The sequence below is a fragment of the Kosakonia oryzendophytica genome, assembly GCF_900094925.1.
Lineage (GTDB): Bacteria > Pseudomonadota > Gammaproteobacteria > Enterobacterales > Enterobacteriaceae > Kosakonia > Kosakonia oryzendophytica.
Window position 1 is genome coordinate 51973 of the sequence record NZ_FMAY01000010.1, and the last position, 20172, is coordinate 72144.

The 20172-nt window shown below is 53.1% G+C and carries 24 protein-coding genes; 10 read left to right on the forward strand and 14 right to left on the reverse strand.

Annotation, left to right across the window (positions count from 1 at the left end; all coding sequences use genetic code 11):
* Positions 1–4 precede the first annotated feature (4 nt).
* The 10 genes from flgK to flgB form a co-directional block, all read right to left on the reverse strand.
* Positions 5–1648: a flagellar hook-associated protein FlgK gene (gene flgK, locus GA0061071_RS16645; protein ID WP_088236532.1), complete on the reverse strand. Its 1644-nt coding sequence runs from the start codon at positions 1646–1648 to the stop codon at positions 5–7.
* Positions 1649–1723: 75 nt separating this feature from the next.
* Entirely contained in the window at positions 1724–2680 is a 957-nt protein-coding gene (flgJ, locus tag GA0061071_RS16650; RefSeq protein WP_088236533.1) for a flagellar assembly peptidoglycan hydrolase FlgJ, read from the reverse strand.
* Positions 2680–3777 (reverse strand): flagellar basal body P-ring protein FlgI, encoded by a 1098-nt coding sequence (locus GA0061071_RS16655; RefSeq protein ID WP_088236534.1) that lies wholly within the window; start codon positions 3775–3777, stop codon positions 2680–2682. The genes flgJ and GA0061071_RS16655 overlap by 1 nt, the downstream gene beginning before the upstream one ends.
* Positions 3778–3789: 12 nt before the next feature.
* A complete protein-coding gene (locus tag GA0061071_RS16660) occupies positions 3790–4488 on the reverse strand; it encodes a flagellar basal body L-ring protein FlgH (protein WP_061499968.1) in 699 nt (232 codons plus the stop codon).
* Between the two features lie 60 nt (positions 4489–4548).
* On the reverse strand, positions 4549–5331 hold the full coding sequence (gene flgG, locus GA0061071_RS16665; RefSeq protein ID WP_088236535.1) for a flagellar basal-body rod protein FlgG: 783 nt from the start codon (positions 5329–5331) through the stop codon (positions 4549–4551).
* Positions 5332–5346: 15 nt separating this feature from the next.
* On the reverse strand, positions 5347–6102 hold the full coding sequence (locus tag GA0061071_RS16670) for a flagellar basal body rod protein FlgF (RefSeq protein WP_061494847.1): 756 nt from the start codon (positions 6100–6102) through the stop codon (positions 5347–5349).
* A gap of 20 nt (positions 6103–6122) precedes the next feature.
* Positions 6123–7331 (reverse strand): flagellar hook protein FlgE, encoded by a 1209-nt coding sequence (gene flgE, locus GA0061071_RS16675; RefSeq protein ID WP_088236536.1) that lies wholly within the window; start codon positions 7329–7331, stop codon positions 6123–6125.
* 27 nt (positions 7332–7358) lie between these two features.
* Positions 7359–8039, reverse strand: a complete 681-nt coding sequence (flgD, locus tag GA0061071_RS16680) for a flagellar hook assembly protein FlgD (protein ID WP_061494845.1) — start codon at positions 8037–8039, stop codon at positions 7359–7361.
* A gap of 14 nt (positions 8040–8053) precedes the next feature.
* Positions 8054–8458, reverse strand: coding sequence for a flagellar basal body rod protein FlgC (flgC, locus tag GA0061071_RS16685; protein ID WP_061494844.1), 405 nt, complete (start codon positions 8456–8458; stop codon positions 8054–8056).
* Positions 8459–8461: 3 nt separating this feature from the next.
* Complete coding sequence (gene flgB / locus GA0061071_RS16690) at positions 8462–8878, reverse strand: flagellar basal body rod protein FlgB (protein WP_061494843.1); 417 nt, start codon at positions 8876–8878, stop codon at positions 8462–8464.
* A 158-nt stretch (positions 8879–9036) separates the two neighbouring features.
* Here flgB and flgA point away from each other — a divergent pair, with 158 nt between their 5' ends.
* The 3 genes from flgA (at position 9037) to flgN (ending at position 10510) form a co-directional block, all read left to right on the forward strand.
* Positions 9037–9696 carry a flagellar basal body P-ring formation chaperone FlgA gene (flgA, locus tag GA0061071_RS16695; RefSeq protein WP_088236537.1) on the forward strand — a complete coding sequence of 220 codons (660 nt, stop codon included), beginning with the start codon at positions 9037–9039 and terminating at the stop codon, positions 9694–9696.
* 93 nt (positions 9697–9789) lie between these two features.
* Positions 9790–10083, forward strand: a complete 294-nt coding sequence (gene flgM, locus GA0061071_RS16700; RefSeq protein ID WP_061494841.1) for a flagellar biosynthesis anti-sigma factor FlgM — start codon at positions 9790–9792, stop codon at positions 10081–10083.
* 4 nt (positions 10084–10087) lie between these two features.
* Positions 10088–10510, forward strand: a complete 423-nt coding sequence (gene flgN / locus GA0061071_RS16705) for a flagella biosynthesis chaperone FlgN (RefSeq protein ID WP_088236538.1) — start codon at positions 10088–10090, stop codon at positions 10508–10510.
* Positions 10511–10575: 65 nt separating this feature from the next.
* Here the strand turns inward: flgN and murJ are convergent, their stop codons facing one another.
* The 4 genes from murJ to rimJ all read right to left on the reverse strand — a co-directional run bounded on the left by murJ (position 10576) and on the right by rimJ (position 14386).
* Positions 10576–12111 (reverse strand): murein biosynthesis integral membrane protein MurJ, encoded by a 1536-nt coding sequence (murJ, locus tag GA0061071_RS16710; protein ID WP_061494839.1) that lies wholly within the window; start codon positions 12109–12111, stop codon positions 10576–10578.
* Positions 12112–12218: 107 nt separating this feature from the next.
* Positions 12219–13142 (reverse strand): Gfo/Idh/MocA family protein, encoded by a 924-nt coding sequence (locus tag GA0061071_RS16715; protein ID WP_088236539.1) that lies wholly within the window; start codon positions 13140–13142, stop codon positions 12219–12221.
* Positions 13143–13144: 2 nt separating this feature from the next.
* Positions 13145–13792 carry a YceH family protein gene (locus GA0061071_RS16720; protein ID WP_088236540.1) on the reverse strand — a complete coding sequence of 216 codons (648 nt, stop codon included), beginning with the start codon at positions 13790–13792 and terminating at the stop codon, positions 13145–13147.
* A 9-nt stretch (positions 13793–13801) separates the two neighbouring features.
* Positions 13802–14386 carry a ribosomal protein S5-alanine N-acetyltransferase gene (rimJ, locus tag GA0061071_RS16725; protein ID WP_061494836.1) on the reverse strand — a complete coding sequence of 195 codons (585 nt, stop codon included), beginning with the start codon at positions 14384–14386 and terminating at the stop codon, positions 13802–13804.
* A gap of 237 nt (positions 14387–14623) precedes the next feature.
* Between rimJ and mdtH the strand changes: the two genes are divergently transcribed.
* The 7 genes from mdtH (at position 14624) to GA0061071_RS16760 (ending at position 19930) form a co-directional block, all read left to right on the forward strand.
* Positions 14624–15832, forward strand: coding sequence for a multidrug efflux MFS transporter MdtH (mdtH, locus tag GA0061071_RS16730; protein WP_088236541.1), 1209 nt, complete (start codon positions 14624–14626; stop codon positions 15830–15832).
* Between the two features lie 123 nt (positions 15833–15955).
* Positions 15956–16516, forward strand: coding sequence for a lipoprotein (locus tag GA0061071_RS16735; RefSeq protein WP_088236542.1), 561 nt, complete (start codon positions 15956–15958; stop codon positions 16514–16516).
* A 115-nt stretch (positions 16517–16631) separates the two neighbouring features.
* A complete protein-coding gene (gene pyrC / locus GA0061071_RS16740; RefSeq protein ID WP_088236589.1) occupies positions 16632–17675 on the forward strand; it encodes a dihydroorotase in 1044 nt (347 codons plus the stop codon).
* 73 nt (positions 17676–17748) lie between these two features.
* The gene (gene dinI / locus GA0061071_RS16745) at positions 17749–17994 is read left to right on the forward strand and encodes a DNA damage-inducible protein I (RefSeq protein WP_061494833.1); all 246 of its coding nucleotides are present in this window, start codon (positions 17749–17751) and stop codon (positions 17992–17994) included.
* A 275-nt stretch (positions 17995–18269) separates the two neighbouring features.
* On the forward strand, positions 18270–18524 hold the full coding sequence (gene bssS, locus GA0061071_RS16750) for a biofilm formation regulator BssS (RefSeq protein WP_061494832.1): 255 nt from the start codon (positions 18270–18272) through the stop codon (positions 18522–18524).
* Positions 18525–18641: 117 nt separating this feature from the next.
* Positions 18642–19757, forward strand: a complete 1116-nt coding sequence (gene solA / locus GA0061071_RS16755; RefSeq protein ID WP_061494831.1) for an N-methyl-L-tryptophan oxidase — start codon at positions 18642–18644, stop codon at positions 19755–19757.
* A 56-nt stretch (positions 19758–19813) separates the two neighbouring features.
* Positions 19814–19930 carry a YceO family protein gene (locus GA0061071_RS16760; protein WP_088236543.1) on the forward strand — a complete coding sequence of 39 codons (117 nt, stop codon included), beginning with the start codon at positions 19814–19816 and terminating at the stop codon, positions 19928–19930.
* The last annotated feature ends 242 nt before the right edge of the window (positions 19931–20172 follow it).

The following is a 20172-nucleotide window of genomic DNA, read 5'->3' on the forward strand; positions in this document are numbered from 1 at the left end:
TTACTTAGCGTATTTCCAGCAGCGCATTAAAGAGCGTGCTTGCGGTCTGAAGAACCTGCGCGTTGGCCAGATAATATTGCTGATAACGTTGCAGGTTGCCGTACTCTTCATCGAGGTTAACCCCGGAGATCGACTGCTGCTGGTTGCTCAGTTGCGTTACCACGTTAGTCTGCGTCGTACTGCTGGTTTTCAGCGTCGACGTTTTGTTACCCACATCGCTCACCAGCGTGGCATAGGCATCGGTAAAGGTTTTATTACCGCCGACTTTCTTGGCACTTTGCAGGTTGAGCAGCGCCTGCCCGTTGCGGTTGTCGCTCGCACCGTCGCCGGCAACAGACGCCATCGCAATTTTCGACTCATCGGTGATCGCCACGCTCATATTCACAATCGCGTTGCTCACCGGCTTGACGGTAAAACTGTCGTTGGCGGCAGCCGTACCACTGACGCTGACCTTCAGCCCGTCAAAATTCAACGAGCCATCGGTGGAATCTGGTGTAACGTTGAAGGACGTATTGTTGGACAAACGCGTCACGGTCCAGTTGCTGCCATCGTAAGCCACTTTGTAGTCAGTCGCCTGAACAGCCGTACTGTCGCTGACCGCGGGTGATAATGCGGCGGTGCCAGTATTTTTGCCGTTGCCTAAGGCAGACGGCGCACCGATGGTAAAGAAGTTTGTACCCTGTACACCGACTGAATCGTAACCCTGGGTGTGCTGTTTGTTGAACGCATCAGCAAATGACAACGCCAGTTGGCCCAGGGTATTACGCGTCTGATCCAGATCCTGTGAACGGAAGGCCAGCAAACCGCCCAGAGACCCCGTAGTAATCAGTCTCTCCGGGATCTCAACATTGCCGGCAGTATTGTCGACATAGGCAACCGTGGTACGAGATGCGTCAGCGCTGGAAGCCACTGCCGCCAGTTGGCGAGAAGTACTGCCTTGCACCAGGGTGTAACCGTTAGCCATCGTCAGGTTATAGGTTTTACCATCCTGTACGCTAACTTCCACCCCGACGATCTTATTCAGCTCGCTGACCAACTGGTCACGCTGATCGAGCAAATCATTCGGAGATGCGCCCGCGCCAACGCCGGTCAGACGGGAAATCTGATCATTAAGGGAGGCGATCTGTTTGGTGTAGTTGTTGATTTGGTCAACACTTGAGCTGATAGACAGGTTAACCTGCTTATCCTGGTCACGCAGATACTGATCGGCCACCTTGAACTGGTTAACCAGCGCACTGCCTTTACCTAACAGAGCCTGACGTGCTGCCGGATCTTCGGCGTTGCTCACCAACGTTTGCAGACTGGAGAAAAATCCCTGCAGGCTGGTCGAAAGCGTATTGGTAGTACCAGAGAGCACATCATCAATTTTTGACATCTGCTCATAGCGCGTAGTCAGCCCGCTGCTCTGGTTTTGCGCCGCGCGCAGCTGGTTAGTAATGAAAGCATCATACTCACGCTGAACACCCGAGACATAGACACCATTGCCAACCCAACCGCCAGCCCCCAGCGTACTGTTAGCCGACGACAATACTGTCGTCTGACGGGTATAGCCAGCCACGTTATAGCTGGCAATGTTGTTACTCGAGGTATTAAGCGCTGCCTGGGCTGCAGCGAGCCCACTCATGGCGCTATTAATCAAACTGGACATGGAGGTTCCTTATACACTTTCAGACATGAGTCCTGTTGACGATTATCGGCAACCCAGAGCGAAACTTGAGATATTTCAGAACAGATTTTCGATGTCGCTGTTATAGGCTTTGCTGACTTTTTCACCCATAGATTTAAGCTGTTGGATCATACTCGTCAGCTTACGGGCATAGTTCGGATCGGTCGCATAACCGGCGTTTTGCAACGCTTGTGCGCCCTGTTCCGCCGTTGCTGCCGTCGTGACCGCCGCATAGCGTTTATTGCGCGTCAGCATGCCTACATAATCAGACAATGCTTCGAGATACGAGCTGTACACACGGAATTTTGCTTTGACTTTAACCGCCTCGCCATTCTCATATTCCGTGGTGGTGATCTCGGTGGTTGGTCCTTTCCAGTTCGGTGTCGCTTTCACACCGAAAATGTTAAAGCTCGGCTCACCGTTCTCACGCGGGATCTGCCGTTGGCCCCAGCCGGATTCGAGAGCAGCCTGCGCGAGGATCAAGTGATGCGGAACACCGCTCTGCTGGCTGGCCAGTCGCGCCGGAAGCGAAAGCTGGGCAAGGAAGTCTTTGCTGTCACCCGTCAACGGTTCATCACTGTCGTCAGGCGCTTTTGGCATAGCCTTACGCACTAACTGCGTCAGCGCCTGGTTTTGATAACTGGTCACCGTTTCCAGAGGGAACTTCATCGGCACCTGTTGCATTTGATCGGCGGGATCTACCGGCGCCTGTTCGTCGGTCATCTGTTTCACCATCATATCCGCCAGCCCCAGACCTTTGCCTGCGGTCATCTGCTGGGCAATCTGTTGGTCATACATGCTGGTGTACAGCCGGGTTGAATCGCTACTGAAAATACCGTCTTTTGGCAGGGCGTCGCGCATGCTTTTTAGCATCATTTGCACAAACATCCCTTCCACCTGGCGCGCTACCGGCCGCAGGTTAGCTTTCGGATCCTGTCCGGCCTTTGATTTCAGTTCATTCAGCGACTGCGCGTCCCAGGCCGCGCTACTCAACAACCGGCTGTCAGTCAACATTAGATGATCTCCAGTTTCGCACGCAGGCAACCTGCGCTTTGCATAGACTGCAGAATCGACATCAGTTCCATTGGCGACGCACCCAGTGCGTTCAGTGCACGTACCACGCTATTCAGATTGGCGCTGGAGCGAACACTTTGCAGCGACCCACCACTCTGACGCAAATCGATCTGCGTTTGCGGCGTGACAACGGTTTGACCACCCCCAAACGGCGTATTCGGCTGGCTAACGTTAGCCTGCTGGTTCACCGTCACGGAGAGGTTACCCTGCGCGACTGCGCAGTTATCCAGCGCCACTTCGCGGTTCATCACCACAGAGCCGGTACGGGAGTTAATGATCACTTTCGCATCCTGTTGCGTTGTACCGACTTCCAGATTCTGAATATCCGCCAACAGACGCACCTGTGAGGTACCGCCGCTGGAGGTACGGATCTGCACGGTACGAGCATCCAGCGCAGTCGCGCTACCATAACCACGGCTGCGGTTGATGGTATCGGCAATCTGCTGCGCCATGGTGAAATCTTCCTGATTCAGTTGCAGGTTTATGGTGTTACCCGCGCCAAATTGCGACGGCAGTTCACGCTCAATAACCGCTCCGCCGGTGATGCGACCGCCGTTGAGCTGGTTAACCTGTACGCTGCTGCCGCCAGCAGATGCACCTGCACCACCTACAAGAATGTTACCCTGCGCCAGCGCATACACCTGGCTGTCCACCCCTTTCAGCGGGGTCATCAGCAACGTGCCGCCGCGCAGGCTTTTTGCGTTCCCCATGGAAGAGACCACCACATCGATTGTCTGTCCCTGGCGGGCAAAGGCCGGGAATTGCGCAGTCACCATTACCGCCGCCACGTTTTTTAATTGCATGTTGGTGCCAGTAGGAACGGTGATCCCCATCTGCGACAACATGTTATTTAATGTTTGCGTGGTAAACGGCGTTTGGGTGGTCTGGTCACCCGTGCCATCAAGCCCAACAACAAGGCCGTAGCCAATTAAGGAGTTTTCTCGTACGCCCTGTACGCTGGTGAGATCCCGGATACGGTCGGCCTGGGCGACAGTCGCCACCAGCACCAACGCGATTCCAGCCAGATATCTAAACATAATTCACCCCGGTTACATCGGCGATAAGTTGAGGAAGAAACGCTGCAGCCAGCCCATCGTCTGCGCTTCGTTAATGTAGCCATTGCCGACATATTCGATGCGCGCATCAGCCACCTGAGTAGACTGAACCGTGTTGCTGCCGCTGATGGTGCGTGGGTTCACAACACCTGAGAAGCGGATGAATTCAGTGCCCTGGTTAATGGCGATCTGTTTTTCACCCACAACATGTAAATTGCCATTGATCAGCACCTGGTCGACCGTCACAGTCAACGTGCCGCTAAATGTGTTACTGGCGTTCGCGCCGCCTTTACCGGCGAAGGTGTTACTCCCGGAAGAACTCAGATCGGCACGTGCGTTGCCAAAAAGACCTTCAAGGTAACGAGGCGTCGTATCGATACCAAAACTGGATTTGCCATCGCGGCTGGCATTGGCCGATGAACTCTTACTGGCGCTCACGTTTTCTTGCAACGTGATCGTCAGCATATCGCCCACGTTACGCGGACGGCGGTCTTCAAACAGTGGCTGATAGCCATAGTTTATTGGCTGCGCGGTCTGATAAATCGAGCCATTCACTAAAGGCACTGGACCCGGGATCGGTTGAGCGGAGGTCGCTCCTTCTACCAATGGTTTTGAAGGAACCCAGGCACATCCGGTCAGGGTAACGGCCAGTAAAGCCATAATTGGGTAGCGGCGCGCGGCGTATTTTTGCATTGCATTCATCTTCGAAATCAGGGTTCCGGTACGGCAGCAACTACCGCACCGGATAACGCCTTAGAGTTGCGTCAGTTTTTGCAGCATCTGATCGGTCGTCGATACTGCTTTACTGTTAATTTCGTAAGCGCGTTGAACCTGGATCATATTCACCAGTTCTTCGGCAACGTTTACGTTTGAGGTTTCCACATACCCCTGGTACAGCAAACCTGCACCGTTGAGGCCCGGGGTCGTGGAGTTTGGCGCCCCGGACGACTGGGTTTCGGTGTACAGGTTCTCACCGATGCTTTCCAGACCGGTGTCATTCATAAAGGTGGTGAGGTTTAACTGGCCAACCTGCACCGGCGCTGTCGCCCCCTGCTGCGTCACGCTGACCACGCCGTCGCGGCCAATGGTGATGCTCAGGGTGTTAGCAGGGATAGTGATCGCAGGCTGCACCTGGAAACCACCCGCCGTGACTAACTGACCATTCTGATCCACCTGGAAGGAGCCGTCGCGTGTATACGCTGAGGTACCATCCGGCAGCAGTACTTCAAAGAAGCCCTGCCCTTTAATGGCAACATCTTTGGTGTTGTTAGTTTGTGACAAGCCGCCCTGGCTGTGCAGGCGTTCGGTCGCAACGGGACGAACACCGGTACCGATCTGCAAGCCAGAAGGCAATGTCGTTTGTTCAGAAGACTGAGCACCAGGCTGACGCATCGTCTGGTACAACAAATCTTCAAATACCGCACGCTGACGCTTAAAACCGTTGGTACTGACGTTCGCCAGGTTGTTGGCGATAACGTCCATATTGGTTTGCTGGGCGTCGAGGCCGGTTTTCGCGATCCATAATGAACTGATCATAGGTAATCCTGTTTATTAGCCCAGTGACAGCAACTGATTGGCGCGTTGCGCGTTTTCATCAACGCTGCCGATCACCTTCATCTGCATTTCGAAGCGACGTGCGCTGGCAATCATGTCGGTCATCGCTTCAACGGGTTTAACGTTGCTGCCTTCCAGCACGCCCGACATCACACGGACAGAGGCATCGGCTTGCAACGTCGTGCCACGCGTGGCTTGCGCGGCCTGGCTCACACGGAACAGACCATCATCGCCACGCACCACTTCTTTACCTTCCGCTTTAACCAGCTTCAGCTTGCCTACCGGTGCAATGGTATTCGCCGAATCGCCAGGATTAAGCGCAGAAATCGTACCGTCAGCGGCAATCGTGATCTGCGAGCCTTCCGGCACAGAGATCGGACCCGCCTCACCAATCACCGGGTGGCCCTGAATGGTCAACTGACCGGTAGGACCGACCTGAATATTACCGTTGCGGGTATACCCTTCCGAACCATCCGCGGTCTGAACGGCTAACCAACCGTTCTGCTGTAACGCCACATCAAGTGGGCGAGAGGTGTAATCCAGCTGACCGGGCGTCATATCGGCACCCGGTGTAGACGCCACCACCAAAGTACGGGTCGGTAACGAAAGCCCTTCAACAGGTACTGCACGCAGCGCATTAAGCTGCGCACGGAAGCCCGGCGTTGAAGCATTCGCAAGGTTGCTGGCGGTGACAGCCTGCTGATTCAGCGTTTGGCTGGCGGCGCCCATCGCGGTGTATATTGCGTGATCCATTAAGCCATCCCGTCAGATGATTAACGCAGGTTAACCAGCGTGTTAAGGATCTGGTCCTGGGTTTTGATAGTCTGCGCGTTCGACTGATAGTTACGCTGCGCGACGATCATGTTCACCAGTTCTTTACTCAGATCCACGTTTGATGCTTCAAGCGCACCGTTGGTCAACTTACCGAAATTACCGGTACCTGCAGCCCCTAACAGCGCAACACCGGAAGACGAGGTTGCGGACCAAACGTTGTTACCTTCAGATTTCAAGCCTTCGGAGTTAGCGAAGTTCGCCAGAACGATCTGCCCAAGCACCTGTTTCTGCTCGTTGGAGTAGTTCCCCACAACGGTGCCATCTTCGTTAATCTGGTAGCTCACCAGGTCGCCCGGTTTGTAACCGTTCTGCGTGGTGCCGACAATGTTGTTAGAGCCGGTGTTCTGCTGCATGGAGTTAAGGAAACTCAGCGAGAACGTTGCCGGGGTTGCACCATTGATGGTACCCGTGGTGATGGAGGCAGAAGTCCCGCCCGTCAGCGCACCGTTAGTATTGAAGGTCATGGTGGTTGCAAGCGTTGCCGTACTGCCACTCACACTGCTGTCCTGGGTATAAACATCCCAGGTATTCGCTGTGGCACTCTTCACAAAATAGACGTTCATGTCATGGGCGTTACCCTGGCTGTCGTAGACAGTGACGGAACCTTTTTTGTTATAGGTGCTGGCGTTAGTGGGGTCGAACGGCGTAACCGCCGGGGTAGTGTCCGTGGAGTTCAGGTTGATCTGCATCGATGCCGTGGTGGTGATTTTCGCCGCCATCAGCGTGTTCGGAATGGTGATACCTGTCGGGTTCGCACCAGTCTGTACTGTCGGCGGTGTACCGGTAGCCGGGTAGCCGGTTATCTGCATACCCTGCATGTTCACCAGGTTGCGGTTTTCGTCCAGTTTGAACTGGCCGTTACGGCTGTAATACACAGAACCGTTGCTGTCGACCACACGGAAGAAACCGTTTCCGCTCAATGCAACGTCAAGACCACGACCGGTGTTGGTGGTGGTACCATCGCTAAAGTCCTGGGTAATGCCCGCCACTTTAACACCGAGCCCCACTTTAGAACCGGCGAACATATCAGCGAAGGACGCAGATCCGGATTTAAAGCCATAAGTGGCGGAGTTGGCAATGTTGTTACCAATGACATCGAGGTTGGTGGCCGCAGCATTCAGGCCGCTGACCGCTTGTGAAAAGGCCATGACTTACTCCTGATAAGTGTTAAGGCTTTAAATAATCTGCCGTACTTCGTCGAGGGTGGTAGTACCGTAGGTACCCAAATCTAATGTGCTCCCGTTACTATTGCGGGTCACACCTTGCACCAGCGCAAACTGCAGAGGTTGAGCAACCAACTGCGTTGAGCCTGAGCTGGCAGCGATAGAGACTTTATAAGAGCCATCTGGCGCTGCTGTACCATCAGAAAGTTTGCCGTCCCAGCTAAAGGTATGGACGCCCGCTTTCAGCGCGCCAATATCAATGGTGCGCACGACTGTGCCGTCTGCACTGGTCACCGTCGCGGTCACTTTGTCGGCAGCCTGAGTCAGCTCAACACCAAATGGCGTAGAGGTCTCTTTGCCCACAAGGATGGTTTGTCCTGGGATCATGACACCGTGGCCAATCAGCGTCGTCGCCTGCATGGACTGGCTGTTATCAATCTGCCCGGAGATCGAGCCCAGTGTGGTATTCAGTTTTTCAATCCCGCTTACGGTACTGATCTGCGCAAGTTGCGTGGTCAGTTCATTGTTTTGCAGCGGGTTGGTCGGATCCTGGTTTTTCAACTGCGCGACCAGCAATGTCAGAAAGCTGCTCTGCAGGTCGGAAGCGCTGTTAGTCCCAGTGGTAGTTGTACCCTTCGTACTGGCTGCAGCGCCGGAGTTGGTCGGGTCATTAACTTTTACAGCGATAGACATGCTGTGCGTCTCCTTTACTGGCCGAGGGTCAGGGTCTTGAGCATCATGCTCTTAACCGTATTCAGTACTTCAACGTTTGCCTGATAGCTGCGTGAAGCGGACATGGTGTTGACCATTTCCCCGACCACATCAACGTTCGGCATTTTGACGTAACCATTGGCGTCCGCCAGCGGGTTACCCGGCTGGTAAACCAGTTTGTCCGGCGCCTGGCTTTCAATAACATCCGCGACTTTTACACCGCCGGTCGCCTGACCTGGTGCGGCATCAACCTGGAAAACGACCTGTTTGGCGCGATAGGGTTGACCGTCCGGCCCGGTAACGCTGTCGGCGTTGGCAAGGTTACTGGCCGCCACGTTCATACGTTTTGACTGCGCCGCCAGCGCCGAGCCAGCGACATCAAAAATATTCAGTAAAGCCATCTATCAATTCCCCCCTTGCAGAACACTCATCATGCTTTTGATCTGCCCGCCCAGTACCGTTAAACCGGTCTGGTATTTCACGCTGTTGTCCGCGAACTGCGTACGCTCACGATCCATATCCACGGTGTTGCCATCCAGAGAGGGCTGATCCGGGATGCGATACAGCAGATCGGCAGACGGCGGGGTCATTGCTTGCGCAGGAATATGACGGGAAGAGGTCAGCGCCAATGAAACACCACTCTCTTCAGCACGACCGCGCTCCATGACTTTTTTCAGTTCACTGGCGAAATCAATATCGCGCGCCTGGTACCCCGGGGTATCGGCGTTGGCAATGTTTGCCGACAGGATTTCCTGGCGCTGGGCGCTCAGGTTCAGCGCTTCTTGCTGAAAACGCAGTGCGGCATCAAGTTTATCGAGCATGGCTCCCCCACTGATGACAATTATTTAGCCAACAGCTTAAATCTCCTTACGCAAGCCTTATCGTTGGAATAAGCGCAAAATGCGTCGCTATTTATTGCGTTGATAGATTTGCCATGCGGTTAAAATCTCCTCATTCCATTAACAGGCAGGAGTCTGCGATGATCACTCTGAAAGGCTGTGTGGCTGCGGCCTTACTGTTATTAAGCCCGCTAACGCAGGCGGCCGACTTACAGGCGCAACTCACCGCTTTTTTTGCTCAACGTCTTGCTGGATTTAGTGATGAGGTAGTGGTAAATATACGCACCCCGGAAAATCAGCGTTCCACCTGCGATCAGCCCGAGCTGAGCGTCATCGGAAATGCTAAACTGTGGGGTAATCTGAGTGTTCAGGCGAATTGCGCCGGCGCAAAGCGCTATTTGCAAGTGAACGTTCAGGCGACGGGTAACTATGTTGTGGCCGCACAAGCAGTCGCGCGCGGCAGCACGTTACAGCCGGGCAGCGTGAAATTAGCGCGCGGCCGTCTCGATCAGTTACCGCCGAGAACGATGCTGGATATCACCCAGGCGCAGGATGCGGTAAGTTTGCGCGATCTCGCACCCGACCAACCGATACAACTGTCTATGCTGCGCCAGACATGGCGTATAAAAGCGGGACAGCGTGTGCAGGTTGTGGCGACAGGCGATGGCTTTAGTGTGAACGGCGAAGGTCTTGCTCTGAACAACGCATCGGTGGCGCAAAACGCCCGTGTGCGCATGTCTTCAGGCCAGATTGTCAGCGGGATTGTGAACGCTGATGGGAATATTCTGATTAACCTATAATCTTTTTAAAGAATTTGCGTCGGCTGCCGATATATAAGCAACGACTACAGATACAGGCCCCAAACGCCGGGGAACCTCAGTGAGGACTACACTATGAGCATTGATCGGACATCGCCCCTCAAGCCGGTAAACACTGTACAACAGCGTGAAGCCAGCGAGGCCCAAACGCAAAAAACGCGTCTGGAAAAATCCGCGACGACGAACAGCACCAACGTCACCATTAGCGGCGCTCAGGCTAAGCTGATGCAGGCAGGGGCAAATGACATCAATACAGAACGCGTCGAGCAACTGAAAACCGCGATCCGTAATGGTGAACTGAAGATGGACACTGGCAAAATCGCCGATGCCCTGATTGACGAAGCGAAGAGTTACTTGCAGAGTAAATAACAGTATGAACCGACTGTCAGACATCCTTGATCAAATGACAGTTATCCTGAGCGCTCTCAAAGACGTGATGGATGCTGAGCAAAAACAGCTTTCCGTGGGCCACATTAATGGCAGCGCGTTACAGCGTATTACGGAAGAAAAAAGCTCCTTGCTCGCAACTCTGGACTACCTTGAGCAACAACGCCGGGCGACGCAGAAAACGCAACATAGCGCAAATGACGATATCGCCGTTCGCTGGCAAACCATTACTCAAAAGACGCAGCATCTGCGTGACCTGAACCAGCACAACGGATGGTTGCTGGAAGGGCAAATCGCGCGCAATCAACAAGCGCTGGACGTTCTGAAACCGCATCAGGAACCCGGGCTTTACGGCGCGAATGGTTATACCTCTACCGCCAACCGTGGCGGAAAGAAAATCTCTATTTAGATCTGTTCAGGCAGTTAATATTCTGATTTTTAGCCAGGGGATCCGTCCCCTGGCTGCCTTTCTGTTTACGCCGTCCGGCGTGCAAATTCTTTGACTTTAAAACCCAACACCGCAAGCGTGGCGAAGTAAGCGATAACCCCCACCAGCACAACCGCCATCAGACGCAGCAGACGATAAGGCATGGTGCCTTGTGCCCACTCCGGCATAACGTACAGCATGCCCACCAGTGCCGCCGACATTACCAGTACCGCAATGACCAGACGGACAAGGAAACTCGTCCACCCCGGTTGCGGCGTAAAAATATTCTGTTTGCGCAGTTGCCAGTAGAGCAGCACGGCATTCAGACAGGCCGCCAGACCGATCGACAAAGAGAGACCGGCATGTTTTAGCGGACCGATAAAGGCCAGGTTCATGAGCTGCGTCATGATTAGCGTGACGATGGCGATTTTCACCGGCGTTTTAATATCCTGCCGCGAATAGAATCCCGGAGCCAGAACCTTCACCACAATCAGCCCCATCAGCCCTACGGAATAGGCGATTAACGCCCGTTGCGTCATCGACGCATCGAAGGCGGTGAATTTGCCGTACTGGAACAGCGACACCGTCAGCGGCTTTGCCAGGATACCTAATGCCACCGCACTGGGCAGTGCCAGCAGAAAGCAGAGCCGTAACCCCCAGTCCATCAACCGGCAATACTCATCATGGTTGCCGCTGGCAAAGCTTTTCGAGAGTGAGGGAAGCAGAATTGTCCCCAGCGCTACACCCAGCACCCCGGAAGGAAACTCCATTAAACGGTCAGCGTAATACATCCACGACACAGAACCGGAAACCAGAAAAGAGGCGAAGATGGTATTGATGATCAGCGAAATCTGGCTGACGGAGACCCCAAGAATGGCTGGCCCCATCTGCTTAATAACCCGCATAGCCCCCGCATCATGGAAACTGATACGCGGCAGTACCAGCATACCTATTTTTTTCAGATGCGGCAGTTGATATACCAGTTGGAGAACACCGCCAGCGGTTACCGCCCATGCCAGCGCCAGTACCGGCGGGTGGAAATAGGGTGCACCAAACAGCGCAAACCCGATCATGCTGATGTTCAAAAATGTCGGTGCAAACGCCGGAACGGAAAAACGGTTCCAGGTATTGAGGATCGCACCGGCCAGCGATGCCAGTGATATCAACAGAATATAAGGAAAAGTGATGCGCAGCAGTTGCGAGGTTAAAGCGAATTTATCCGCCGTATCGGCAAAACCGGGAGCGGTCACGAGGATCACCCACGGCGCTGCCAGCATCCCGGCGATGGTGACAACGGCCAGCGCCAGCGTCAACAGACCGGACACGTAAGCCACAAAAACCCGCGTTGCATCATCTCCTTGCTTGCTCTTGTATTCCGCAAGGATGGGCACAAACGCCTGAGAAAATGCACCTTCCGCAAAGATACGGCGTAAAAGATTAGGCAATTTGAATGCCACAAAAAAAGCATCGGTCGCCATGCCCGCGCCGAAAACCCGCGCCACTATGGCGTCACGCGCGAAACCCAGCACGCGGGAAAACATGGTCATGGAACTGACTGCCGCCAGCGATTTCAATAGATTCATTCTGGTTTCCATAAGACACAACGCCTGCAATGCAGGCGTTGGTGTACAGCGAAGCGCTTAGTCTACAGGGAAAAAGGCGAATTACTATCGCCAGATGTTACAGACGGTTATTCGCTCATCGCCTCGCGCCAGAGCTTTTCGACAATACGTTGCGCCAGAATCGCCTGCTCCCCGGCCGTTTCGGGAACTGTCTGATTTTGCACACATTCAATAAAATGACGTGCGCATCCGGCAAAGCCGCGCTGCTCCAGAGTACTTTGCCAGCCAGGAACCGGGCGGGCAATCACACCCTGCCCGCGCTCTTCACGCCACTCGCGCATATCCGTAATATCGAACAGCCCACCATCGGTAACAGCCTGAACCCACTCGCGCTGGCTCCCCGCACGGCGATGCATACTGGTGGTGATTTGCAGATGTTCAACGCTGAAATGGTGTTCAGCGTAGACCATAGCACCGTCATCATTGGTCAGCAGCGTACCGCTTTTCAATTGCGCTGCGCCCCCGGCCAGCCACAGTGCGGTGTCCACCACATGCAGATAATCATCAAGTAAAGTGAAACGTAAGTCGTGCGGCCCGACGCTGTCGCTACGGTGTTTATCCATACGTAACGAGGCAGCCTGCGGCATGTGCTGCTTCAATTCCCGGTACAACGGCGAAAAGCGACGATTAAAACCCACCATCAGTGTCAGCTTCTTCCGGGCAGCCAGCTCAACCAGCCGTTCCGCATCCTGTAAATTTTCCGCCAACGGCTTATCCACACAGACATGTACGCCAAGATTGAGCAACTCGCTGACCACAGCATAATGCGACGAGGTGGCGGTATGAACAAAAACGGCATCACACTGCGCCGCCAGGCTGGCGAGCGAATCCGCATACGGAAGACGCCAGGTTGCACATATGCGTTCGGCTTTCTCCCGGGTAGGTGACCAGGCTGCCACCAGCGTCCAGTCCGTCGCAGCCCCCAATACCGGTAGCCAGGCTTTTTGTGCGATACCGCCCAAACCTACAACACCAATACGTAATGTCGCCACGGTTAATCCCCCAAATGTGCGAGAAGCGAATGCAGACGCTGTTTCAACTCAGCCACTTCGTCTTCCAACGCTTCAACGCGCGCCAACAGTGAGTCCGCGGCTGGGCCCTCTGCGTCATCAACGCCAGCCAGCACCGGCACATCGCCGCTGAACAGATGCATAAAACGACTTTCACGCTTACCCGGCTCCCGGGGCAGGCGCACAACAAACGGACCATCTTCCCGCGTCGCAAGATGCTCGAGGGTTCTTTCCACTTCCGCCATGTCGGTAAATTGATGCATACGTTCAGCACGCCCACGTAACTCGCCTGGAGTTTGCGGCCCACGCAGCAACAGCGTGGTGATCAGCGCCACTTCGGCAGACGTGAGTTTCAGATCGCCAAATTCAGAGTTGCAGAAGCGTTGCTCATATTTGGTCACCCGATTGCCAAAACCGCTGACAGTACGCAGATAATGACGTTTTACCAGCGCATCAAGTATGTCCTGAACGTCGTGTTCACCGAGGTTCATCACCGGTTCGCGGTTGGTTTTCTGATTACAGGCCGTGACCACCCCGTTAATAGAAAGCGGATATTGTTCTGGCGTCGTCACCTGTTTTTCCAGCAGGCAACCAATGACCCGCGCTTCCACGGCGCTCAATTGATACTTCATCTTTGCTCCTTAACGACCCGGGGTCCATTCCTGTGTGGTTAATGCTGTTAATACGTGATCGCGCCATTGCCCGTCGATTAACAGATACGATTTGGCGTACCCCTCTTTTTCAAAGCCGAGTCTCGCCAGGAGATCACCGCTGCGTTTATTGTGCGGCATATAGTTTGCCATTATGCGGTGCATATGTTGCGTACGTTGCATATAGCGGATCGCGGTGGTCAAAGCCTCAAACATTAACCCTTGTCCTTGCCACTTTTGGCCGATGGAGTAACCCAAATAGCAGGCATGGAATGAGCCGCGGACCACATTAGAAAAATTCGCCACACCAATGATTTCTTTCTCTTCCGGATCGAGCAACGCGAAATAGAACGCCGTACCCTGTTTATGGAATTCATTGATCATGCCGAGACGTGCCTGCCAGCCGGAAGGATAACAATGGCTTTCGTCGCGCACGGGCTCCCAGGGTTTTAAGAATTGGCGATTTTCAGCGTAATAATCCGCCAGCCGCCAGGCGTCGCGGTCGTGGACGAGGCGCACCACCAATCTGTCCGTTACTAAGCGTACTTTCGGCACGTTACTGCGATAGCCAAACATGCATTACCACTCCTTCCGTTTCACGACTTTTTTAACCCCTTCCCTTTACTATACATTTGCATAGCTGCTCAGGGAAAACAGCAACATGGCATTTTCTGCGTCAAGCGCCATTTTCGATGAAAACTCTCAATCAAAGACTGATTTTGATAAAAAAATATTGTCACCATCAATATGGGAAAAGCAGTAGCGAAACCGCAAAATAAGATTGTCTTATCTTTCTGATTTCCCGGAGGGGAAATGGCGCGCATATCGCAGGCAAGGAGCCTGGGTAAATACTTCCTGCTTGTCGATAATATGCTGGTCGTCCTTGGCTTTTTTGTCGTTTTTCCCCTGATTTCCATTCGCTTTGTCGATCAACTGGGCTGGGCTGCTCTCATGGTCGGTATTGCCCTCGGTTTGCGTCAGTTTATTCAACAAGGACTGGGGATTTTCGGTGGCGCCATTGCCGACCGTTTCGGGGCAAAACCGTTGATTGTCACCGGCATGCTGATGCGCGCAGGTGGCTTCATTGCCATGGGCGTTGCGCATGAACCCTGGGTGTTGTGGCTCTCCTGCTTGCTCTCCGGGCTTGGTGGCACACTGTTCGACCCACCGCGGTCAGCGCTGGTGGTCAAACTGGTGCGGCCACACCAGCGTAGCCGCTTTTTCTCTCTGTTGATGATGCAGGATAGCGCCGGCGCGGTTGTCGGCGCTTTGCTCGGCAGTTGGCTGTTACAATACGATTTTCGTCTCGTCTGCGCCGTGGGCGCGTTAATGTTTGTTCTTTGCGCCGCGTTTAACGCCTGGTTACTGCCCGCGTGGAAATTATCGACTGTGAAAGCCCCTGTGCGCGAAGGGCTTGGCCGGGTACTGCATGATAAACGCTTTGTGACCTATGTTCTGACGTTGACCGGCTATTACATGCTCGCGGTACAGGTAATGTTAATGCTGCCAATTATGGTTAACGACATTGCTGGTTCGCCGGCAGCGGTGAAATGGATGTATGCCATTGAGGCCTGCCTGTCGTTGACTCTGCTCTATCCGATTGCACGCTGGAGCGAGAAACGCTTTCGTCTGGAACACCGCCTGATGTTCGGGTTGCTGGTGATGTCGTTTAGTCTGCTGCCGGTAGGTATGGTGGGCTCATTACAGCAATTGTTCACGCTGATTTGCACGTTCTATATCGGGTCGATTATTGCCGAACCTGCACGTGAAACGCTGGGTGCACAACTGGCGGATGCCCGTGCGCGAGGAAGCTATATGGGGTTCAGTCGCTTAGGATTGGCGTTTGGCGGTGCGCTGGGTTACGCCGGTGGCGGATGGTTGTTTGATGCCGGAAAAGTCTTTAATCAACCGGAACTCCCCTGGATGATGCTGGGGTTGATAGGCCTTATCACCTTCTTTGCACTGCTGTGGCAATTTGGTCTTAAACGTCTGCAACAACGGATGCTGGAACCGGGTGCTTGATTATTCTGCCAGCGGAAGCCCCCGCTTCCGCCAGTGCATTCAGCTTTTTCCGCTGGTCTTTGCGCAGCGTGTCACGCATGCTACTGTCCAGGACTGAAGCATCCGGACCACGTTGAGGAACACATGAGAAAAATCATTTTTGCCGCGGTGTTGATATTGAGCGGCGTGCTGGTGGGCTGTAACCAACTGACCCAATATTCCATCAGCGAACAGGAGATCAATCAGGCGCTGCAAAAACGCAACAATTTCGCTAAAGATATCGGCGTTCCTGGTGTCGCGGATGCACACATTGTGCTGAACAACCTGACCAGCGCAATTGGTCGCGAAGAGCCGAATAAAGTGACGCTGACCGGCGATGCGAATCTGGACATGACCTCCCTCTTTGGCAACCAAAAAGCGGTAATCAAGTTGAAAATGAAAGCGCTGCCGGTTTTTGATAAAGAGAAAGGCGCAATCTACCTGCAGGAAATGGAAGTGGTCGACGCGACAGTCACGCCAGAGAAGATGCAAACCGTTCTGCAGACGCTGTTACCTTATCTTAATCAGTCTTTGCGCAGCTATTTTAATCAGCGCCCGACCTATGTGCTAAAAGAAGACAACAGCAAAGGCGAAGCGTTGGCGAAGAAATTCGCCAAAGGCATCGAAGTGAAACCTGGCGAGATTATCATCCCCTTCACTGACTGAATACTGAGGGCGCAAATGCGCCCTTTTTTTCAGGAAAAAGATGCAAACGAAAACGTTTCCGCATATCCTTAGTGCCCGGCAAAAACAACTGATCCTCACCAGCCGGAGCATTCCAATGACACAACCCCAGGTTTTGAAAATCCGCCGTCCTGACGACTGGCACGTCCATTTACGTGATGGCGATATGCTGAAAACCGTCGTGCCGTGGACCAGCGAAACTTACGCCCGCGCCATTGTGATGCCCAATCTGGTTCCCCCCGTGACCACCGTGGACGCAGCCCGTGCTTATCGTCAGCGCATTCTTGATGCCGTCCCCGCCGGGCAGAATTTCACGCCGTTGATGACCTGCTATCTGACCGATAGCCTGGAGGCCGACGAAGTCGAGCGCGGTTTTAGCGAGAATGTCTTCACAGCGGCAAAACTCTATCCGGCAAACGCCACCACCAACTCCAGCCATGGCGTCACCCGTATTGATGCAATCATGCCGGTACTGGAACGCATGGAAAAACTGGGAATGCCGCTGTTAGTACATGGCGAAGTGACACAGGCAGAGATCGATATCTTCGATCGCGAAGCACGGTTTATTGAAACCGTGATGGAACCGCTGCGTAAACGCCTGCCCGGCCTGAAAGTGGTGTTCGAACACATCACCACTAAAGACGCCGCTGATTATGTCCGCGAAGGCAACGAACGTCTGGCAGCGACGATCACCCCTCAGCATTTGATGTTTAACCGTAACCACATGTTAGTTGGTGGCGTGCGCCCACATCTCTATTGCCTGCCTATCCTCAAACGCAATGTTCACCAACAGGCTTTGCGAGAGCTGGTTGCCAGTGGGTTTGAACGCGCGTTTCTGGGCACCGACTCTGCGCCACATGCCCGTCATCGTAAAGAGGCCAGCTGTGGCTGCGCGGGTTGTTTCAATGCACCGACTGCGTTGGGCAGCTATGCGACGGTATTTGAAGAGATGAACGCATTGCCGCATCTTGAAGCGTTTACATCGCTGAATGGTCCGCGTTTCTATGGTCTGCCGGTCAACGAAACCTTTATCGAATTGGTGCGCGAGGAGCATGTTGTGCCAGAGACGATTGCCCTATCGGACGATTCACTGGTGCCCTTCCTTGCCGGTGAAACGGTACGCTGGCGCGTTAAACGTTAAAAATTTCACCCCCCTGTTGTAATAAGCATGAATTAACTGTATAAATATACAGTTAATAACGCAGGGGGCTATTATGCGCATTGAAGTGACGATTGCCAAAACCACATCCTTACCGCCTGGCGCCATTGATGCGCTGGCGGGTGAATTATCCCGTCGTTTGAATAATTATTACCCCGATCGTGAAAACAAAATCACGGTTCGTTATGCCGCCGCGAACAATTTGTCCGTGCTCGGTGGTGCAAAAGAAGATAAAGATCGCATAAGTGAAATTTTACAGGAAACCTGGGAAAGCGCTGACGATTGGTTTATCACCGAATAATTTCTCTTTAAGTTTGTTCTTATTGCCGGGTCGCCCCGGCTTTTTTGTTTCTTTGCTAAGCGTGTTAATGACATTGTCGGCAAGTAATAAAATAAGTGATTAAGATCCCGCTCTGTTATTCGAACAAACGCAATCAGCGTAAAAAAGATGTTGCAGAGTGTTTATTCATTCGATCTATCCCCTCAGTTGTTGGTATACTAAAAAGGCTTCAAAAAAAACACGCATTGAACCTCGAAAGTCGTCGTCTAATTAAACACGCTAAAATGGGGGTTATGATGGTAAAGAATAATGAAGTCATCCAGACCCATCCGCTGGTCGGATGGGACATCAGCACCGTGGATAGCTATGATGCCCTGATGCTCCGGCTGCACTACCAGACCCCAAACCAAGCCGCACAGGAAGAGACCGAAGTCGGTCAGACGTTGTGGCTAACGACGGATGTCGCCCGCCAGTTTATTTCGATCCTTGAAGCGGGCATTGCCAAGATTGAATCTGGCGATTACCAGGAAAATGAGTACCGCAGACATTAGTCATAATGCCTCTCAGCCACTCAAAAGGCACCCGGTGGGTGCCTTATTTATTTCCGTTCTTGTATAACGCCCCCATGTTATTTACCCTCCTGAAAAAGCATTCACCTGGAGGACATCATGAAATACGATCTGATTATTATCGGCAGCGGCTCTGTCGGTGCTGCGGCTGGCTATTACGCCACCCGCGCAGGGCTTAATGTGCTGATGATCGATGCACATTTGCCGCCACACAAGGAAGGGAGTCATCACGGTGATACACGCTTAATTCGCCATGCTTACGGTGAGGGGGAAAAATATGTACCGCTTGTCTTGCGCGCCCAACAGCTTTGGGATCAACTGGCGGCAGAAAGCGGCGAAGCCGTGTTCGAACGTACTGGCGTGATCAATATTGGCCCGGCGGACTCCAGCTTCCTCGCCAATGTCGCGCAGAGCGCTTTACAGTGGAACCTGGCGGTGGAAAAGCTCGACGCGCCTTCTTTGATGGCTCGCTGGCCGGAGATCCGCGTGCCGGACGACTATATCGGGCTATTTGAAGCTGACTCGGGAGTACTGCACTGCGAACTGGCGGTGAAAACCTGGATCGACCTTGCCCGAAAAGCCGGTTGCGCACAATTATTCAACTGCCCGGTGACGGCGCTGCATCATACGAGCGACGGTGTTGCAATTGACACGCCGGAAGGAACATTCCACGGCAAGAAAGTGTTGGTCAGCGCAGGAACCTGGGTTCAACGATTGATCCCCACCCTGCCAATACAGCCTGTGCGAAAAGTTTTCGCCTGGTTCCAGGCTGACGGACGGTACAGCACGAAAAATCGCTTCCCGGCATTTACCGGCGAAATGCCTAATGGTGATCAGTATTACGGGTTTCCGGCGGATGACAACGCGCTGAAGATCGGTCGCCACAATGGCGGACAACACATCACTGAACCGCAGCAGCGCACGCCATTTGGTGATGAAGCTGGCGATGGCTCGGAATGCTTCGCTTTCCTGCGCCAGTTTCTGCCCGGCATCGGCGGTTGTTTATACGGCGCCTCTTGTACCTACGATAACTCCCCGGATGAGGATTTTATTATCGATACGCTGGCGGATCACCCCGATACACTGATCATAACAGGGCTGAGCGGACATGGGTTTAAATTCGCCCCCGTACTTGGCGAAATCGCCGCTGCGTTTGCTGCAGGTAACAGTACAGCGTTTGATTTAACCCCGTTTTCTCTTTCTCGCTTTGCGTGATAATCCTTCAGCGACCGGAAATTAAGGTCGCTGAAATTATTAATAACGAGGCCATCATGCGGCAGGTGTTCCATTACGTAATTAATAACGTGCGTGAGCATTTGATGATTTATATTGTCCTGTGGTTACTAATTACCGCGATCGATATTATCTATATTGTATGGCCGTATTAATAATAACTGACAAAAGCTTACATTTGTTTAATTAAAGCTCATAACCGCATTCACTCTCACCCATGCTTCAATAACAAAAAAAATAAGAAAAATCTGACACCCATCAGAATGGATGGTTATTTTTTCTCTAACCGATTGAATATATCAACCTGTTCTTATTCAAAAAAAATGATATAGAAAAAATAGCAATTCAATTCATCGATTTTCAGTTGCAATATTATTTAACTCACGCCATTTTAAAT

Coding starts and splice junctions, on each gene's coding strand:
- flgK (WP_088236532.1), bottom strand. CDS start 1,648: ATGTCCAGTTTGATTAATAGCGCCATGAGTGGGCTCGCTGCAGCCCAG.
- flgJ (WP_088236533.1), bottom strand. CDS start 2,680: ATGTTGACTGACAGCCGGTTGTTGAGTAGCGCGGCCTGGGACGCGCAG.
- GA0061071_RS16655 (WP_088236534.1), bottom strand. CDS start 3,777: ATGTTTAGATATCTGGCTGGAATCGCGTTGGTGCTGGTGGCGACTGTC.
- GA0061071_RS16660 (WP_061499968.1), bottom strand. CDS start 4,488: ATGCAAAAATACGCCGCGCGCCGCTACCCAATTATGGCTTTACTGGCC.
- flgG (WP_088236535.1), bottom strand. CDS start 5,331: ATGATCAGTTCATTATGGATCGCGAAAACCGGCCTCGACGCCCAGCAA.
- GA0061071_RS16670 (WP_061494847.1), bottom strand. CDS start 6,102: ATGGATCACGCAATATACACCGCGATGGGCGCCGCCAGCCAAACGCTG.
- flgE (WP_088236536.1), bottom strand. CDS start 7,331: ATGGCCTTTTCACAAGCGGTCAGCGGCCTGAATGCTGCGGCCACCAAC.
- flgD (WP_061494845.1), bottom strand. CDS start 8,039: ATGTCTATCGCTGTAAAAGTTAATGACCCGACCAACTCCGGCGCTGCA.
- flgC (WP_061494844.1), bottom strand. CDS start 8,458: ATGGCTTTACTGAATATTTTTGATGTCGCTGGCTCGGCGCTGGCGGCG.
- flgB (WP_061494843.1), bottom strand. CDS start 8,878: ATGCTCGATAAACTTGATGCCGCACTGCGTTTTCAGCAAGAAGCGCTG.
- flgA (WP_088236537.1), top strand. CDS start 9,037: ATGATCACTCTGAAAGGCTGTGTGGCTGCGGCCTTACTGTTATTAAGC.
- flgM (WP_061494841.1), top strand. CDS start 9,790: ATGAGCATTGATCGGACATCGCCCCTCAAGCCGGTAAACACTGTACAA.
- flgN (WP_088236538.1), top strand. CDS start 10,088: ATGAACCGACTGTCAGACATCCTTGATCAAATGACAGTTATCCTGAGC.
- murJ (WP_061494839.1), bottom strand. CDS start 12,111: ATGAATCTATTGAAATCGCTGGCGGCAGTCAGTTCCATGACCATGTTT.
- GA0061071_RS16720 (WP_088236540.1), bottom strand. CDS start 13,792: ATGAAGTATCAATTGAGCGCCGTGGAAGCGCGGGTCATTGGTTGCCTG.
- rimJ (WP_061494836.1), bottom strand. CDS start 14,386: ATGTTTGGCTATCGCAGTAACGTGCCGAAAGTACGCTTAGTAACGGAC.
- mdtH (WP_088236541.1), top strand. CDS start 14,624: ATGGCGCGCATATCGCAGGCAAGGAGCCTGGGTAAATACTTCCTGCTT.
- GA0061071_RS16735 (WP_088236542.1), top strand. CDS start 15,956: ATGAGAAAAATCATTTTTGCCGCGGTGTTGATATTGAGCGGCGTGCTG.
- pyrC (WP_088236589.1), top strand. CDS start 16,632: ATGACACAACCCCAGGTTTTGAAAATCCGCCGTCCTGACGACTGGCAC.
- dinI (WP_061494833.1), top strand. CDS start 17,749: ATGCGCATTGAAGTGACGATTGCCAAAACCACATCCTTACCGCCTGGC.
- bssS (WP_061494832.1), top strand. CDS start 18,270: ATGGTAAAGAATAATGAAGTCATCCAGACCCATCCGCTGGTCGGATGG.
- solA (WP_061494831.1), top strand. CDS start 18,642: ATGAAATACGATCTGATTATTATCGGCAGCGGCTCTGTCGGTGCTGCG.
- GA0061071_RS16760 (WP_088236543.1), top strand. CDS start 19,814: ATGCGGCAGGTGTTCCATTACGTAATTAATAACGTGCGTGAGCATTTG.